Raw genomic sequence first — 13,245 nt, 5'->3', positions numbered from 1 at the left:
TTTGGTCTTTCTGCGATTCAGGGCCTGGGCATCATGCTGACATGGGCAGCAGCCACGCACCAGCCGGCGTCGGTTCGCAGCCAGGTCTGCTGTTGCCGCCCGACCTGGCCGGGAAAGTCTTCCCGATAGAACAGGGTCGAGGCCGTTGCAACATCGCTGCCATAGGTGACGATGGTGAGCCGGTCGAGCGTCCGCGTGAATGGGCGCTGCATGGCCCGGAAGGCGCGGATCTCGTCGATGCCGTATTGCAGCTCGGCGACGCCATAGCGCACGGTGTCGGCGCGCTGCACGAACATAGCATCGAGCACCGCCGCATCATTGGCCAGCAATGCGCGCTCATAGCGTTCGAACGCGTCACGGACTTCGGCGACGACGGCGGGATCGTTGAGGATCATGCCGACCGCCTTGCCAGCATGCGTTCGCGCAGGCGGCCGAGGAACGGAATGGTCTCGAACTGGTCGGCCCGGACCTTGCTCCAATCGACGCCCATGGGGCGGGTCATGGTGTTGCCCGTGGTGATCAACTCACTCTCGGTGGCGACGAAATCGAGCGGGCTGTCGTGGCTTTCGATGACGATGTGGTGGTCATCTACCAGCTGGAGCGAATGGATGGTGGTAGCCATCGGCGTTGTCGCCGTGACCACGCCCAGCTCGCGGAAGATTGCGGTTTCGAGATCAGCAAAGCCCGCGCCCTTGCCGGTGCGGCCACCTGCACGGCTGACCGCGACAGAGCCGACAACGCAGAAATCGAGCGGCGCCACTGCCTCGAATTCGAGCCGCTCGCCGTGCTCCATGAAGCCTTGCGGCGTGGCGGCGAGTTCGAACGAGATCTCCCTGGCCTTGAGCGCCTCGGGATCGAGCCGGAGATAGGGGAAATCTTTGGTCAGGTAAGGCACCGGCGTATAGACCGTCTTGCCCTCGTACAGCGCGCGGATGCGGATGGGCGTCTGGGCATGGTCGGGATTGGTTTTGACGGTCCTGGCCGTTTTCCAGGCGTCGGTCTGCGTCAGGTGCCAGGCGGCGACGTCGGCGCCAACGAAATTGGGGATCATGCTCCAGGCCGGGCCGACACTGACGTCGGCATCCTCGAGGGCCGCCCAGATCTCGTGGCGGATGATGTCCTTGGCCGGATTGCGCCCGGCCCAGCGGCCCTGTTCAGACATGGGCGGCCTCCAGTTGCACGGCGCCTTCAAGTTCGGCCAGCGGCGTCACCCAGCCGACAATGCCACCCTGCGCCGCGATCATCTCGATGGTCGCGACCTTGAAGGCCGGGAAATAACTTTCGGTGGCGTCTTCCACCAGAAGGCACTCATAGCCGCGGTCGTTGGCTTCGCGCATGGAGGTCTGTACGCAGACCTCAGTGGTGACGCCGGCAAAGACCAGATGGGTGATGCCGAGCCCGTGCAGTCGCTCATGGATGCCGGTGGCCCAGAACATGCCCTTGCCCGGCTTATCGATGACGATCTCGCCATCGACGGGCGCCAGCGCATCGACGATCTGGTTGCCGGGCTCACCCGCGATCAGGATGCGACCCATGGCGCCGGTCTCGCCGATGCGCATGCCGGGCTTGCCGCGAGCGATCTTGGCGGGCGGACAATCGGAAAGATCGGGCTTGTGCGCTTCGCGCGTATGGATGACGAGCCAGCCCTGGCGGCGAAACAAGGCGATGAGCGCCGCTGTGGTCGGGACAATGGCTTCGAGCAGCGCGACATTGTTGCCGAGGCTGGCGCCGAAGCCACCCGGCTCGATGAAATCGCGCTGCATGTCGATGACAACAAGCGCGGTATGGGCGGGGTCGAGCTGGAACGGATAGGGGCGAGCGGGGACCGGGATCATCAATGCCCCGCCATATGCTGGCCGATCGTGTTCCGGTCGGTATCCTCGATCTTGCTGACATAGGTGATCGTGCCGCCGCTCATCACCGCAACCCTGTCGGCCAGCTCCAGGATCTCGTCGAGGTCCTCGCTCACCAGCAGCACCGCAGCGCCGCGATTGCGCTGTTCCATGATCTGGCTGCGGATTTCCGACACCGAAGCGAAATCCAGCCCGAAGCAGGGATTGGCGACGATCAGCACGTCGACATCACCACTAAGCTCCCGCGCCAGCACGGCACGCTGCACGTTGCCGCCCGACAGCGTCTCGATCGGCGCGTCGGGTGAGGTGGTCTTGACCCGGTAGCGGGCGATCAGGTCCTCGGCCTTCTTGCGCATCGGGCCGGGCGACATCCACCAGCCGAACGAGGCGACGGGCGGCTTGTCGAAGGCGCGGAATGCGATGTTCTCGGCTACGCTCATCTTGGGCACGGTCGCATTCTTGAGCGGTTCCTCGGGCAGGCCGAAGACCTTGAACTTGTCGAAGGCATGGCGCTTGGGAAAGAAGTTCTGGCCGTGGATACGGATCGCGCCGTCGCTCAAAGGCCGCTGCCCGGCGAGGGTTTCAACCAGGGCCGATTGCCCATTGCCCGACACGCCGGCAATGCCGACGATCTCGCCGGCATGCACCTTGAGATTGACCGCCTCGATGGCATTGCCGCCATCGCTGTCTTCGGCAAACAGGCCCGCCAGCTCGAGCACTTCGCGGCTTTCGTTGTGGACCCGCCGCGTGGCGCGCTCGCGCACCTCGGTGTCGCCGATCATCATCTGGCTCATCTCGGCAATGGTCGCCGATTGGGCATCGCCCGAGCCGGTGAACCTTCCGCGCCGCAGCACCGTGAAGCCGTCGCAGAAGGCTTTCACCTCGCGGAACTTGTGGCTGATCATCAGCACGGTAATTTCTTTGCGGCCCGCCATTTCGCCGAGCAGGCCCAGCATCTCGTCGGCTTCGCCGGGGGTTAGCACCGAGGTGGGCTCATCCAGGATCATGAAGCGCTGGTCGAGGTAGAGCAGCTTGAGAATTTCCAGCTTCTGCTTCTCGCCCGCTGAGAGCGACGACACCTGCGCATCGAGCGGTACCTTGAAGGGCATCTGCTCCATGAACTCGGCAAGCGCCTTCTTCTCCTTGCGCCAATCGATGACCGATGGCGCATCGGCGCGGGAGATCACGAGGTTTTCCGCCGCCGTCAGGCAAGGCACCAGGGTGAATTGCTGATAGACCATGCCGATGCCATTGGCGCGCGCGTCCTTGGGCGAGCGGATGGCGACTTCCTTGCCATCGAGCAGCACCTGCCCCTTGTCGGCCGAATAGAAGCCCATAATGGATTTGACCAGCGTCGACTTGCCGGCGCCGTTCTCGCCGAGCAGCGCATGGAAGGAACCGGCCGGGACGTCGATGGTGACGTCGTCGAGCGCCACCAGCGGCCCGAATATCTTGGTCATGCCGACGGCCTTGAGCGATGGCGCGCGGCCGGCCGAGAGGATGGGTGCTGCCGCGTTCATGGCAACACCGCCAAGAGGTCCGTAGAGTTGCTCACCGCCCCGAACACGCCGCCCTGCATCTTGATCATATCGATGGCGGCCAGGTGGTTCTCCACCTTGGTGGCGGCGCAGCAATCCTCCAGCAGCAGGCATTCATAGCCGCGGTCATTGGCGTCGCGCATGGTGGTGTGGACGCAGACATCGGTGGTGACGCCGGTGAAGATCAGGTTGCGGATATTCTTCATGCGCAGCACCAGTTCGAAATCGGTCGCGATGAAGGTGCCCTTGCCGGGCTTGTCGATGATCTGCTCGCCAGCCAAAGGCTGCAGTTCGGGGATAATTTCCCAGCCCGGTTCGCCGCGCACCAGGATGCGCCCGCAGGGCCCCTGGTCGCCGATGCCGGCGCCGATGCGTTGGCTGCGCCACCGCTTGTTGGCGGGAAGGTCCGAAAGGTCGGGCTTATGGCCCTCGCGGGTGTGGATGATGGTGTAGCCCTTGGCCCGCATGCCTGACAGCACCGCCTGGATCGGCCCGATCGGTGCGCGGGTCAGGCCAATGTCATAGCCCATGCTGTCGACATAGCCGCCGGGCGCGCAGAAATCGACCTGCATGTCGATGACGATGAGGGCGGTATTGTGCGGCCCCCAATTGCCGTCGAACGGCCAGGGATAGGGATCGGCGCTTGCAATGGTCGAACCGCCGGGCACCATGGCGTCGTTGATGCGTTCATCTACCAGGGTCATTCGGCGGCCTCCGAGAACTTCTCGCCAAAGCGGCGTTGTGGTTTGGCAAATCCGGACGGGGTGCCGTCCTTGACCCTGATCGTGTCTTCCCACGGCAGACGATAGCGGCCGTTGACCAGGTCGTGCATGTAGGAATAGGGCGCGTCCTGCGCGCCGCCATCGACGGCGGTGAAGCCGCGGTGGCCGAGCTGGTAGATATTGTTCTCGACACCCCAATTGGCCCGCGCTTCGCGCACCAGATCCGGCCGCACCTCGGCGGTGATGATCTCGTCGGCGCGCCCGGTGACGCCCTCGGCGATGATGGACCCGTCGAAATTGACGATCATGGCCTCGCCCATGGAGTCGAAGGTGCCATCCGATCCGCACATGCAAACATTGGCGGTGACCATGAGGTTGCAGAACGAATTGGACTGGTTGGTGAAGCGCCAGGCTTCGCGGATCGGCGCGGTATAGCCGGCGGTGCGCAGCATAATCTCTGCGCCCTTATAGGCCGCCTCGCGCGCCATTTCGGGGAACATGCCATCGTGGCAGATGATGAGGCTGAGCCGGCAGCCCTTGGGTCCCCAGATCACCGGAATACCAAGATCGCCGGGCTCCCACGGCTCGACCGGCACCCAGGGATGGAGCTTGCGATAGTAGAGCTGCACCTGGCCGAAATTGTCGATGATGATACCGACATTGTAGGGATTGCCGCCGGGATTGGCCTCCATGATGGAGAAGCAGCCCCAGATATTGTTGTCCTTGCAGGCACGCTTGAAGGCGGCGACTTCCGGCCCGTCCATGGTGCACATGATGGCCGGATTGGTATCCATCGACAGGCCATGCAGCGCGTATTCGGGGAAGACCACCAGGTCCATGGTGCCCAGGTTGCGCCGCGCCTTGCCGACCAATTCGACGATGCGCGCGGTTTGCAGCGCCAGGTCCATCTGCGTCTTGACCACAGGCAGCTTGAGCTGCACCAGGCCGATGACCACGCCATTGTCCGATTTGTTCAATCCGCCCAGGCCCGACATGGCAGCGCTCCTATTTGGTGATCGAGAGTTCGCCCGGCACTTCTCGTGCTGCGCCTTTGCTCCGAGCCGAGGCGATCATGATGAAGAGCGTGAGGATGTAGGGGGCGGCATTGAAGAAGTAGTAGCCCTGCGAAATGCCCACCGACTGCAGCGATGGCCCGATGGCACCGGCCGCGCCGAACAGCAAGGCCGCCCAGATGCAGCGCACCGGGTCCCAGCGGGCGAAGATCACCAGAGCCACGGCCATTAGGCCCTGCCCCGAGCTCAGCCCCTGGTTCCACGAACCGGGATAGTAGAGCGACAGGAAGGCTCCGCCGATACCGGCGAGGAAGCCGCCTGCTGCGGTGGCGAGGAAGCGGACCCAGTCGACCGAAACGCCCATGGCCTTGGCCGAGGCGGCGCTGTCGCCAGTCATGCGGACGATCAGGCCCCAGCGGGTATTAGCAAAGGCCCAGCTCATGGCGAAGGCGAGGATAATGCCGACGAACCACAGCGGGTTGACCTGCAGCGCCTGCGCCAACGCCGGATTGCCGGTCCAGTCGCCGAGGTGAATGGCGTCGAGCCGTGGCGCCGAAGGCTGGATATAAGGCTTGCCGAAGAAGAAGGCGACGCCGGTGCCAAAGCTCATGATGGCGATGCCGACGGCGATGTCGTTCACCTTGGGCAGCTTGCAGATATAGCCGTGCAGCGCGCCCAGGATCAGGCCGGAGCCACCGGCAGCGAGTACGCCGATCCAGGGGTTGCCGGTGTGGAAGCTGATGGCATAGGCGACCATGGCGCCCAGCACCAGATTGCCCTCGAGCCCCAGATTGATGCGGCCGGATTTCTCGGTGAGGCATTCGCCCAAGGCGACGAACATAAACGGGGTCGAGACGCGGATGGCGCCGCCCAGCATGGCGATGAGGACGGTGAGGAAGGCGCTTTCCATCAGGTGCGGTCTCCACGAGCTTCGGGCTGGAAGAACTTGATGCGGCCATAGAGTGTGTCGCTGGCCAGCAGCACCACGAAGATGATGCCCTGCAGCACCAGAACCGTAGCGTCCGGCATACCCATGCGGCGCTGGATCAAGCCACCTGCCGCCGCGATGGCGCCGAAGATGATGGCGACCGGCACGATGGTCAGCGGATTATGGCGGGAGAGGAAGGCGACAAGGATGCCGGTGAAACCGTAGCCGGCAACCAGCGACGCATTGGCCTGGCCGTGGATGGCGGCCACTTCGAAGAAGCCGGCGAGCCCGGCGCAGCAGCCGGCGATGGCGCAGCAGCTGACCATCAGGAAACCCACCGGCAGTCCCTGCGCCTTGGCAGCACGGACATTGCCGCCAGTCATGCGCGCGGCAAACCCAAAGGTGGTGCGCGACATCAGGATGAAGAGGATGATGGCCAGCACCACGCCCGCAGCGAAGCCCCAATGCACGTCGGTGCCCGGAATGGCGCCGACGCGATAGGCATCGCCGATCGGCATCGTCGATGGCTTGTTGGCCGAGGCAGGGTCGCGCAGCGCCCCCTCGACGAAGAAGTTCATGATGGCGATGGCGATATAGCTCAGCAGCAGCGACGAGATGGTCTCGTTGACGCCGCGATAGTGGCGCAGCCAACCGGCAAGGCCGATCCAGACGCCACCCACCGCCATCGCCGCGAGGGCCATGAACAGCCACGCCATCCAGACCGGCGATCCGCCAGTCACCAGCGGAATGGCGACGGCCGCCGCCGCAAAGCCACCCAGCACCAGCGCCCCCTCGGCGCCAATCATGGTCAGGCCGATACGGGCGGGAATGGCAAAGGCCAGGGCCGTGAGAATGAGCGGCGCGGCGCGCTGCATGCTCTGCTGGAGAGAGAAGCTTGAGCCGAAGCCGCCGGTCCAGACCAGCGAAAAGAAATCGATCGGCGATTTGCCGATGATGAGAAGAAACAGCGAGAAGATCAGGAAGGAAGCGACCAGCGCCAAGACCGGCACGAACACCGCCTCGGCCAGCTTGAGGGTGCGCACGTTGGGCGTGCGGGAGGTTGGAATCGGTCCGGCTGTTTCTGCGCTCATGGGCTTGCTCCGTAACCCCCACCTAGCCTCCCCCTGAAGGGGGAGGAACCGTTCGGTTGACGTGGCGCGATTCCTGGCTGGCCCCGATCTGTCCCTCCCCCTTCAGGGGGAGGTTAGGTGGGGGCCAGCTTGCGCCAGACTTCGATCAGGTAATGGACCCGACCACGCCTTCGAGCAGGTAGTTCATGCCGTCGAGCACCGGATCATAGTTGTCCATCTCGCCTTCGATGACGACATTGCCGGCATTGTCCTTGAGCGGGCCGACATAGATCGGCTTGCCCGCCTTGAGGTCGGCAATCGCCGCATCGGCCGCCGTGATGGCTTCGGGCGTGGCGCCCGCGCCATAGGGCGTGTTCTGCAGCATGTCATTGTGATAGCCGCCGGCCACGAAGTTCGGCAGCGGCTCACCCTTGGCGAGGAGGTCGGCATACATGGCGTAGATGGTCGACCACTTGTATTCGGCGCCAGTGATGAAGCCGTTCGGGGCGAGCGGCGCCTGGCTGGCATTATGCCCGCAAGTCTTGACGCCGCGACCTTCGGCCGTTTCCACCACCACCTTGGGACCATCGACATGGCAAGTGATGACGTCGCAACCGGCATCGATCAGCGCATTGGTGGCTTCGGCCTCGCGGACTGGCATCGACCACTCGCCGGTGAAGATCACCTGGACCGTCGCGTTCGGGTTGGTCTTCTTGGCGCCGAGCAGGAACGAGTTGATGTTGGACAGCACCGACGGGATCGGCTTGGCGGCAACGAAGCCGAGCTTGCCGGTCGGGCTCGAAAGACCGGCGGCGACGCCGTCCACATAGTGACCCTGGTTGAGGTAGCAGAAATAGGAGCCCGCATTGGTCGGGTCGCCTTCCTTCCACAGCGGCGCCGCATGGCGGAACTGCACATCGGGATATTTCTTGGCCAGTTCGACGACGAACGGGCTGTAGTAACCGAAGGAGGTGGCCAGGATCAGGTTGGCCCCATCGAGGTTGATCATCGATTCCATCGACTGGCTGACGGCATCGGTCTCTGGAACGTTCTCTTCCTCGATGACGGTCACGCCGGGCACGGTCTTGAGAATTTCCATGGCTGTGGCATGTGCCTGGTTCCAGCCGAAGTCATCGCGCGGGCCGACATAGACGGCGCCCAGCACGATGGGGGATTGCGCCCGGGCCAGGCCCATGGGTAGCGCCGCAGCGGCCAGGCCGGCGGCGCCGGCCTTCAGCACTGAGCGGCGGGAAAGATTGATAAGCGACATTGACGAGCTCCCTGCACCGAGAAACGCGCCTTCCTGGCGGCGTCGGGAAATACGATGCAAGGCACATGCCAGTGTGAGGCGGCGGAAGGGTCTGCGGAAATGTCCTTTGATAACAAACTGTTAACAACAGACCGGGTTGGGCTGGATTCAAATGAACCGAGCAGGCTTGCTCAAAATCTGCACCACCATTGCCAATATGCACTTTAGTTAGGCAATCAGTCATGGATTGCATACAACGATCGTCGACGGTCGCTCCCAGCTCACCTCAATCCACTGTTTCGAGTGTCATTCGCTCTCAAGGGACGTCAATACTCGCCCTAAAACGCCGGTTTGCAGCGGTTTTGTCCGGAGCGAGCGACGCAAGCAGATTCGCAGGTTCGCCTAAAAAATCATCAGTGACTCAGTAGCGCGCCCACAAATTGCGCATGCCAAATTTGCCGATATCAACCTAACTCGTTGATTTTAAAAGCGATCCCAATTGGCACGTGATTTGCTCTGTAAAGGCCGAGTAAGGGGCTAGGGTTCCGGCGCCGCGTGGCGCGTCTGGTCCGAGAGCTACCACCGGGCGGGAGACATCCGGCCGGACGCACGGCGGGACAAAAGCCCGGGAGACCTCGATAGCCAAGGGATTGGCGCGATGGTTTCTGCCCAATCCCTTTTTGTGAATGACGCAAAGGGGAATTGAGATGACGTTTCTGACCAAATTCGCAGCACTCACCGCCATGTCGCTGGCGTTGGCCACGGGCACCTCAAGTCTCGCTTTGGCGCAGGCCAAGACCGACTTCAAGGTGGCCTGGTCCATCTATGTCGGCTGGATGCCCTGGGGCTATGCCGCCGACGCTGGCATCGTTAAGAAGTGGGCCGACCAGTATGGCATCACCATCGAGGTCACCCAGTTCAACGACTACGTCGAGTCGATGAACCAATACACCGCCGGCGCCTATGACGCGGTGACGCTGACCAACATGGATGGCCTCTCCATCCCCGCCGCCGGTGGCGTCGACACCACCGCCGTCATCATCGGCGATTTCTCGGCCGGCAATGACGCCGTGATCCTCAAGGGCGCGGGCGATCTGGCCTCGATCAAGGGGCAGAACGTCAACCTCGTCGAATTCTCCGTCAGCCACTACCTGCTGGCACGGGCGCTCGAAAGCGTCGGCATGACCGAGCGCGACGTCAACGTGATCAACACCTCCGACCCCGATATGGTCGGCGCGTTCCAGACCGCCGACGTCACCGCCATGGTCACCTGGAACCCGATGGTCTCGGAAATCCTGGCTCTCCCCGACGCCACCAAGGCCTTCGACAGCGCTCAGATCCCCGGCGAAATCATCGATATGATGGTGGCCAATACCGAAGTGCTCGAAGCCAATCCGGACTTCGGCAAGGCGCTGGCCGGCATCTGGTATGACACGATGGCCGTCATGACATCCGATACGCCAGAAGGCGCTGCGGCCCGCGAAGCCATGGGCGTCGCCTCCGGCACCGACCAGGCCGGCTTCGAAGCCCAGCTCGCCGCTACCAAGCTGTTCCCGACCCCGGCGGAAGCGGTGGCCTTCACCACCTCGCCAGACCTCAGCACCACCATGGACAAGGTCCGCACCTTCCTCTTCGACAAGGGCCTGCTCGGTTCCGGCGCGCCTTCGGCCGATATCATCGGCATCGAACTGCCCGACGGCACGGTGCTGGGCGACAGCGCCAACGTGAAGCTGCGGTTTACCGCGGAATACATGCAGCTGGCCGCCGACGGCGCTCTGTAACGCCCACTGGCCGGCGGCTCGCCGCCGGCCCCGTTCGCGGAGCTCCATCCATGCGCTGGATCAACACCAAACCATCTCCGGCCGTCACCACGGCCCTGATGCTCGCCCCGTTCGTGCTGCTGGTCATCGCCTATGGCGTCGGCTCGGCGGCGCGGCTGGCGGAAAACCCCAGCGACAAGCTGCTGCCGGCGCTGCAGAGCATGGTCGATGCCGTCAACCGCATGGCCTTCATCCCCGACCAGCGCACCGGCGAATACATCCTGTGGTCTGACACCGGCGCCAGCGCGGCCCGCCTGTTCTCCGCGCTCGGCATTTCCACCCTAATCGCCCTCGTCTTCGGCATGGTGGTAGGCATGCTGCCCTACGTCCGCGCGCTGCTGGCGCCGTTCATCGCCACCATCTCCATGGTGCCGCCGCTGGCGCTGCTGCCCATCCTCTTCATCGTGCTCGGCCTCGGCGAGACCGCCAAGATCACCCTCATCGTCATCGGTGTCGCCCCCGCGATGATCCGCGACCTGGCTTTGCGCGTCATCGAACTGCCCAAGGAGCAGATCACCAAGGCGGAAACGCTGGGCGGCTCCTCCTGGCAGATTGCTTTGCGCGTGGTGCTGCCACAAATCCTGCCGCGCCTCATCACCTGCCTGCGGCTGCAACTGGGCCCCGCGTGGCTGTTCCTCATCGCCGCCGAGGCCATTTCAGCCGATAGCGGCCTCGGCTACCGCATCTTCCTCGTCCGCCGTTACCTGTCGATGGACGTGATCTTCCCCTATGTGGCCTGGATCACGCTGCTCGCCGTGCTGACGAACTTCGCCCTCGATCGCCTGCGCATCTCGGTCTTCCCCTGGTCCAATCTGGGGGCGCGCTGATGAGCACCATCGTCTTCGACAAGGTCTGGAAAGAGTACGGCGACCAGATCGTCCTCGAGAAAATCAGCCTGACCATTGCCTCACGTGCCTTCGTGGCCCTGGTCGGCCCCTCCGGCTGCGGCAAGACCACCTTCCTCAAGATGCTGCTGGGCGAAGAAGCGCCGACGCAGGGCACCATCACCATGGATGGCGTGCCGCTCATCGCCGAGCCGGGCCCTGATCGCGGCGTGGTGTTCCAGCGCTATTCGGTGTTCCCGCATTTGACCGTCCTGGGCAATGTGCTGCTCGGCAAGGAGTTCAAGAGCCCCGTCGCCGCGCGGCTATTCGGCGCCGCCCGCCGCAATGCGGTCGATGAGGCCATGCAACTCATCGCCGAGGTCGGCCTCGCGGGGTCCGAGACCAAATACCCCGCCCAGCTCTCCGGCGGCATGCAGCAGCGTCTGGCCCTCGCCCAGGCGCTGATCATGAAGCCGAAGGTGCTGCTGCTCGACGAGCCGTTCGGGGCGCTCGATCCGGGCATCCGCGCCGAAATCCACGTGCTGATGAAGCGCCTGTGGCACGAGACCGAACTGACCGTGGTCATGGTCACCCACGACATGCGCGAAGCCTTTACCCTCGGCACCCGCGTCATCGCCTTCGAGCGCCCGCGCGACCGGCCGGAGGAGCGCGAGCGCTATGGAGCGCTGCTCAGCCGCGACATCGATATCTGGCCGCCGCGCATTGCCGGTGAGCCTTCCATTTTTGCCCCCGACCGGGACGACCCGGTCATTCCCTTGGGCCTCAGCCAGGACGACCCGGCGCCACAAGGAGATTCTTTGCCATGAGCCGTACCCCCGAACAGATCGCCGCCGATCGCGCGCGCTACGAGGAACACCAGCGCAAGGGATTGCAGAATGCGCCCAAGGCCCTGCCCGGCCCGAGTACAGTCCCCGCTGCGCACATCGCTGATCCGGTCCATGTCGAGACCATCCCCGGTGGCTGGTATTGGTCGACCAGCCTCAAGGCCGGTGACACCATTCGCATCGCGCAGGACGATGGTCCATCCGCCGTGTCGCTGATCGCCTGGTCTGCAACCGATACGAGCGAGCGCCTCAACCTGCCCGATACCGTCAAAGTGCAGTGGACCACCGCCATCGCCAAGGGCCGGGTACTGTTCACCGATATGGGCCGCGTGCTGTTCTCGGTCACCGAAGCCGCATCCACCGCGCATGATGCTCTGGTCGGCGGTTCCACCGTTGCGTCGAACGCCGCCAAATATTCCGGCGACTTCAGGAATACGCGCGACAATTTCATCCTCGTCGCCACCAAGCTCGGCCTCGACCGCCGCGACATCCCCTCGGCGCTGACCCTCTTCGCCCCCGTCCGGGTCGATGCCGACGGCAACTTCATCTGGCGCGACGATCTCCGGGTTGCCGGCGACAATGTCGAGCTGCGCGCCGAGATGGACCTCATCGTCGCCTTCTCCAACTGCCCGCATCCGCTCGATCCGAGCCCCACCTACGCACCGCAGCCCGTCACCGTGACCCGCTTCCGAACGTCTATCGCGGCCGACGATCTGTGCCGCACCGCCACAGCCGAAGCCGTTCGCGGTTTCGAGAACAACGCCATGCAGCTGGCTTGAGGGGAGACGAAAATGGAACACTTCATCCCCGCCGAAAAGCCCTGGTCCGGCATCGTCCGCAAGGGCCAGACCATCCGCATCATCGACAGCGAGGGCCAGCAGGCCATCGACACGCTGTTCTACAAGGCCGACGACTACTCCGAACGTTATTCCGGCCAGGACACGTTGCGGGTCAACGGCAATGCCTATGTCGGGCTCGGCACCAAAATCGTCAGCAACGAAGGCAATGTGATGCTGACAGTTACCGCCGATAGCTGCGGCCGGCATGACACATCCGCCGGCGCCTGCTCGTGCGAGAGCAACACGGTCCGTTTCGGCCACGACACCAAGTACCTGCACGCCTGCCGGGACAACTTCGTGCTCGAAGTCACCAAGCACGGCATGTCCAAGCGCGACATCGTCCCCAACATCAACTTCTTCATGAATGTGCCGATCGAACCCTCCGGTCAGATGACCATCGTCGACGGCCTCTCCGCCCCCGGCGACCACGTCGAAATGGTCGCCGAAATGGACGTCCTCTGCGTCATCTCCAACTGCCCGCAGGTCAACAATCCCTGCAACGGCTTCAACCCGACGCCGATCCGCGTCGTGATTTCGGACTGAG

The 13,245-nt window shown here is 63.8% G+C and carries 14 protein-coding genes and 1 riboswitch; of the genes, 5 read left to right on the top strand and 9 right to left on the bottom strand.

Annotated features, from left to right (window positions below):
- Positions 1–17: 17 nt before the first annotated feature.
- The 9 genes from hpxZ to IM737_RS18465 all read right to left on the bottom strand — a co-directional run bounded on the left by hpxZ (position 18) and on the right by IM737_RS18465 (position 8,394).
- Positions 18–395, bottom strand: a complete 378-nt coding sequence (gene hpxZ, locus IM737_RS18505; protein ID WP_236896569.1) for an oxalurate catabolism protein HpxZ — start codon at positions 393–395, stop codon at positions 18–20.
- Positions 392–1,162 carry a 5-formyltetrahydrofolate cyclo-ligase gene (locus tag IM737_RS18500; protein WP_236896566.1) on the bottom strand — a complete coding sequence of 257 codons (771 nt, stop codon included), beginning with the start codon at positions 1,160–1,162 and terminating at the stop codon, positions 392–394. Before IM737_RS18500 ends, hpxZ begins: the two co-directional genes overlap by 4 nt.
- A complete protein-coding gene (locus IM737_RS18495) occupies positions 1,155–1,835 on the bottom strand; it encodes a cysteine hydrolase family protein (protein WP_236896564.1) in 681 nt (226 codons plus the stop codon). Before IM737_RS18495 ends, IM737_RS18500 begins: the two co-directional genes overlap by 8 nt.
- Positions 1,835–3,373, bottom strand: coding sequence for an ABC transporter ATP-binding protein (locus tag IM737_RS18490; RefSeq protein ID WP_236896563.1), 1,539 nt, complete (start codon positions 3,371–3,373; stop codon positions 1,835–1,837). The genes IM737_RS18495 and IM737_RS18490 overlap by 1 nt, the downstream gene beginning before the upstream one ends.
- On the bottom strand, positions 3,370–4,095 hold the full coding sequence (gene biuH / locus IM737_RS18485; protein WP_442874149.1) for a biuret amidohydrolase: 726 nt from the start codon (positions 4,093–4,095) through the stop codon (positions 3,370–3,372). The genes IM737_RS18490 and biuH overlap by 4 nt, the downstream gene beginning before the upstream one ends.
- Positions 4,092–5,108: a formamidase gene (locus IM737_RS18480; protein WP_236896561.1), complete on the bottom strand. Its 1,017-nt coding sequence runs from the start codon at positions 5,106–5,108 to the stop codon at positions 4,092–4,094. Before IM737_RS18480 ends, biuH begins: the two co-directional genes overlap by 4 nt.
- 10 nt (positions 5,109–5,118) lie before the next feature.
- A complete protein-coding gene (locus tag IM737_RS18475) occupies positions 5,119–6,036 on the bottom strand; it encodes an ABC transporter permease (protein ID WP_236896559.1) in 918 nt (305 codons plus the stop codon).
- Complete coding sequence (locus IM737_RS18470; RefSeq protein ID WP_236896557.1) at positions 6,036–7,145, bottom strand: ABC transporter permease; 1,110 nt, start codon at positions 7,143–7,145, stop codon at positions 6,036–6,038. The genes IM737_RS18475 and IM737_RS18470 overlap by 1 nt, the downstream gene beginning before the upstream one ends.
- A 145-nt stretch (positions 7,146–7,290) precedes the next feature.
- The gene (locus IM737_RS18465; protein WP_236896555.1) at positions 7,291–8,394 is read right to left on the bottom strand and encodes a BMP family ABC transporter substrate-binding protein; all 1,104 of its coding nucleotides are present in this window, start codon (positions 8,392–8,394) and stop codon (positions 7,291–7,293) included.
- Positions 8,395–8,899: 505 nt separating this feature from the next.
- A riboswitch (guanidine-I (ykkC/yxkD leader) is annotated at positions 8,900–9,007 on the top strand.
- A gap of 109 nt (positions 9,008–9,116) precedes the next feature.
- Between IM737_RS18465 and IM737_RS18460 the strand changes: the two genes are divergently transcribed.
- The 5 genes from IM737_RS18460 to IM737_RS18440 are packed head-to-tail and all read left to right on the top strand — an operon-like array spanning position 9,117 to position 13,244.
- On the top strand, positions 9,117–10,154 hold the full coding sequence (locus IM737_RS18460) for a putative urea ABC transporter substrate-binding protein (protein ID WP_442874217.1): 1,038 nt from the start codon (positions 9,117–9,119) through the stop codon (positions 10,152–10,154).
- Between the two features lie 50 nt (positions 10,155–10,204).
- Positions 10,205–11,020 carry an ABC transporter permease gene (locus tag IM737_RS18455; RefSeq protein WP_236896551.1) on the top strand — a complete coding sequence of 272 codons (816 nt, stop codon included), beginning with the start codon at positions 10,205–10,207 and terminating at the stop codon, positions 11,018–11,020.
- Entirely contained in the window at positions 11,020–11,844 is an 825-nt protein-coding gene (locus tag IM737_RS18450) for an ABC transporter ATP-binding protein (RefSeq protein WP_236896549.1), read from the top strand. Before IM737_RS18455 ends, IM737_RS18450 begins: the two co-directional genes overlap by 1 nt.
- A complete protein-coding gene (locus IM737_RS18445) occupies positions 11,841–12,641 on the top strand; it encodes an urea amidolyase associated protein UAAP1 (RefSeq protein ID WP_236896547.1) in 801 nt (266 codons plus the stop codon). Before IM737_RS18450 ends, IM737_RS18445 begins: the two co-directional genes overlap by 4 nt.
- A gap of 12 nt (positions 12,642–12,653) precedes the next feature.
- Positions 12,654–13,244, top strand: coding sequence for an urea amidolyase associated protein UAAP2 (locus tag IM737_RS18440; RefSeq protein ID WP_236896545.1), 591 nt, complete (start codon positions 12,654–12,656; stop codon positions 13,242–13,244).
- Position 13,245 lies beyond the last annotated feature (1 nt).

This window comes from Devosia sp. SL43 (assembly GCF_021729885.1).
Taxonomy (GTDB): Bacteria; Pseudomonadota; Alphaproteobacteria; order Rhizobiales; family Devosiaceae; genus Devosia.
The sequence above is the reverse complement of the archived record's forward strand: the minus strand, read 5'-3'. Positions and strand labels throughout refer to the sequence as shown.

Bases quoted from the DNA above. Each gene is read 5' to 3' on its own strand.
- IM737_RS18460 (WP_442874217.1), top strand. From the start codon at position 9,117: ATGTCGCTGGCGTTGGCCACGGGCACCTCAAGTCTCGCTTTGGCGCAG.
- IM737_RS18495 (WP_236896564.1), bottom strand. From the start codon at position 1,835: ATGATCCCGGTCCCCGCTCGCCCCTATCCGTTCCAGCTCGACCCCGCC.
- IM737_RS18445 (WP_236896547.1), top strand. From the start codon at position 11,841: ATGAGCCGTACCCCCGAACAGATCGCCGCCGATCGCGCGCGCTACGAG.
- IM737_RS18455 (WP_236896551.1), top strand. From the start codon at position 10,205: ATGCGCTGGATCAACACCAAACCATCTCCGGCCGTCACCACGGCCCTG.
- IM737_RS18450 (WP_236896549.1), top strand. From the start codon at position 11,020: ATGAGCACCATCGTCTTCGACAAGGTCTGGAAAGAGTACGGCGACCAG.
- hpxZ (WP_236896569.1), bottom strand. From the start codon at position 395: ATGATCCTCAACGATCCCGCCGTCGTCGCCGAAGTCCGTGACGCGTTC.
- biuH (WP_442874149.1), bottom strand. From the start codon at position 4,095: ATGACCCTGGTAGATGAACGCATCAACGACGCCATGGTGCCCGGCGGT.
- IM737_RS18475 (WP_236896559.1), bottom strand. From the start codon at position 6,036: ATGGAAAGCGCCTTCCTCACCGTCCTCATCGCCATGCTGGGCGGCGCC.
- IM737_RS18480 (WP_236896561.1), bottom strand. From the start codon at position 5,108: ATGTCGGGCCTGGGCGGATTGAACAAATCGGACAATGGCGTGGTCATC.
- IM737_RS18465 (WP_236896555.1), bottom strand. From the start codon at position 8,394: ATGTCGCTTATCAATCTTTCCCGCCGCTCAGTGCTGAAGGCCGGCGCC.
- IM737_RS18500 (WP_236896566.1), bottom strand. From the start codon at position 1,162: ATGTCTGAACAGGGCCGCTGGGCCGGGCGCAATCCGGCCAAGGACATC.
- IM737_RS18470 (WP_236896557.1), bottom strand. From the start codon at position 7,145: ATGAGCGCAGAAACAGCCGGACCGATTCCAACCTCCCGCACGCCCAAC.
- IM737_RS18490 (WP_236896563.1), bottom strand. From the start codon at position 3,373: ATGAACGCGGCAGCACCCATCCTCTCGGCCGGCCGCGCGCCATCGCTC.
- IM737_RS18440 (WP_236896545.1), top strand. From the start codon at position 12,654: ATGGAACACTTCATCCCCGCCGAAAAGCCCTGGTCCGGCATCGTCCGC.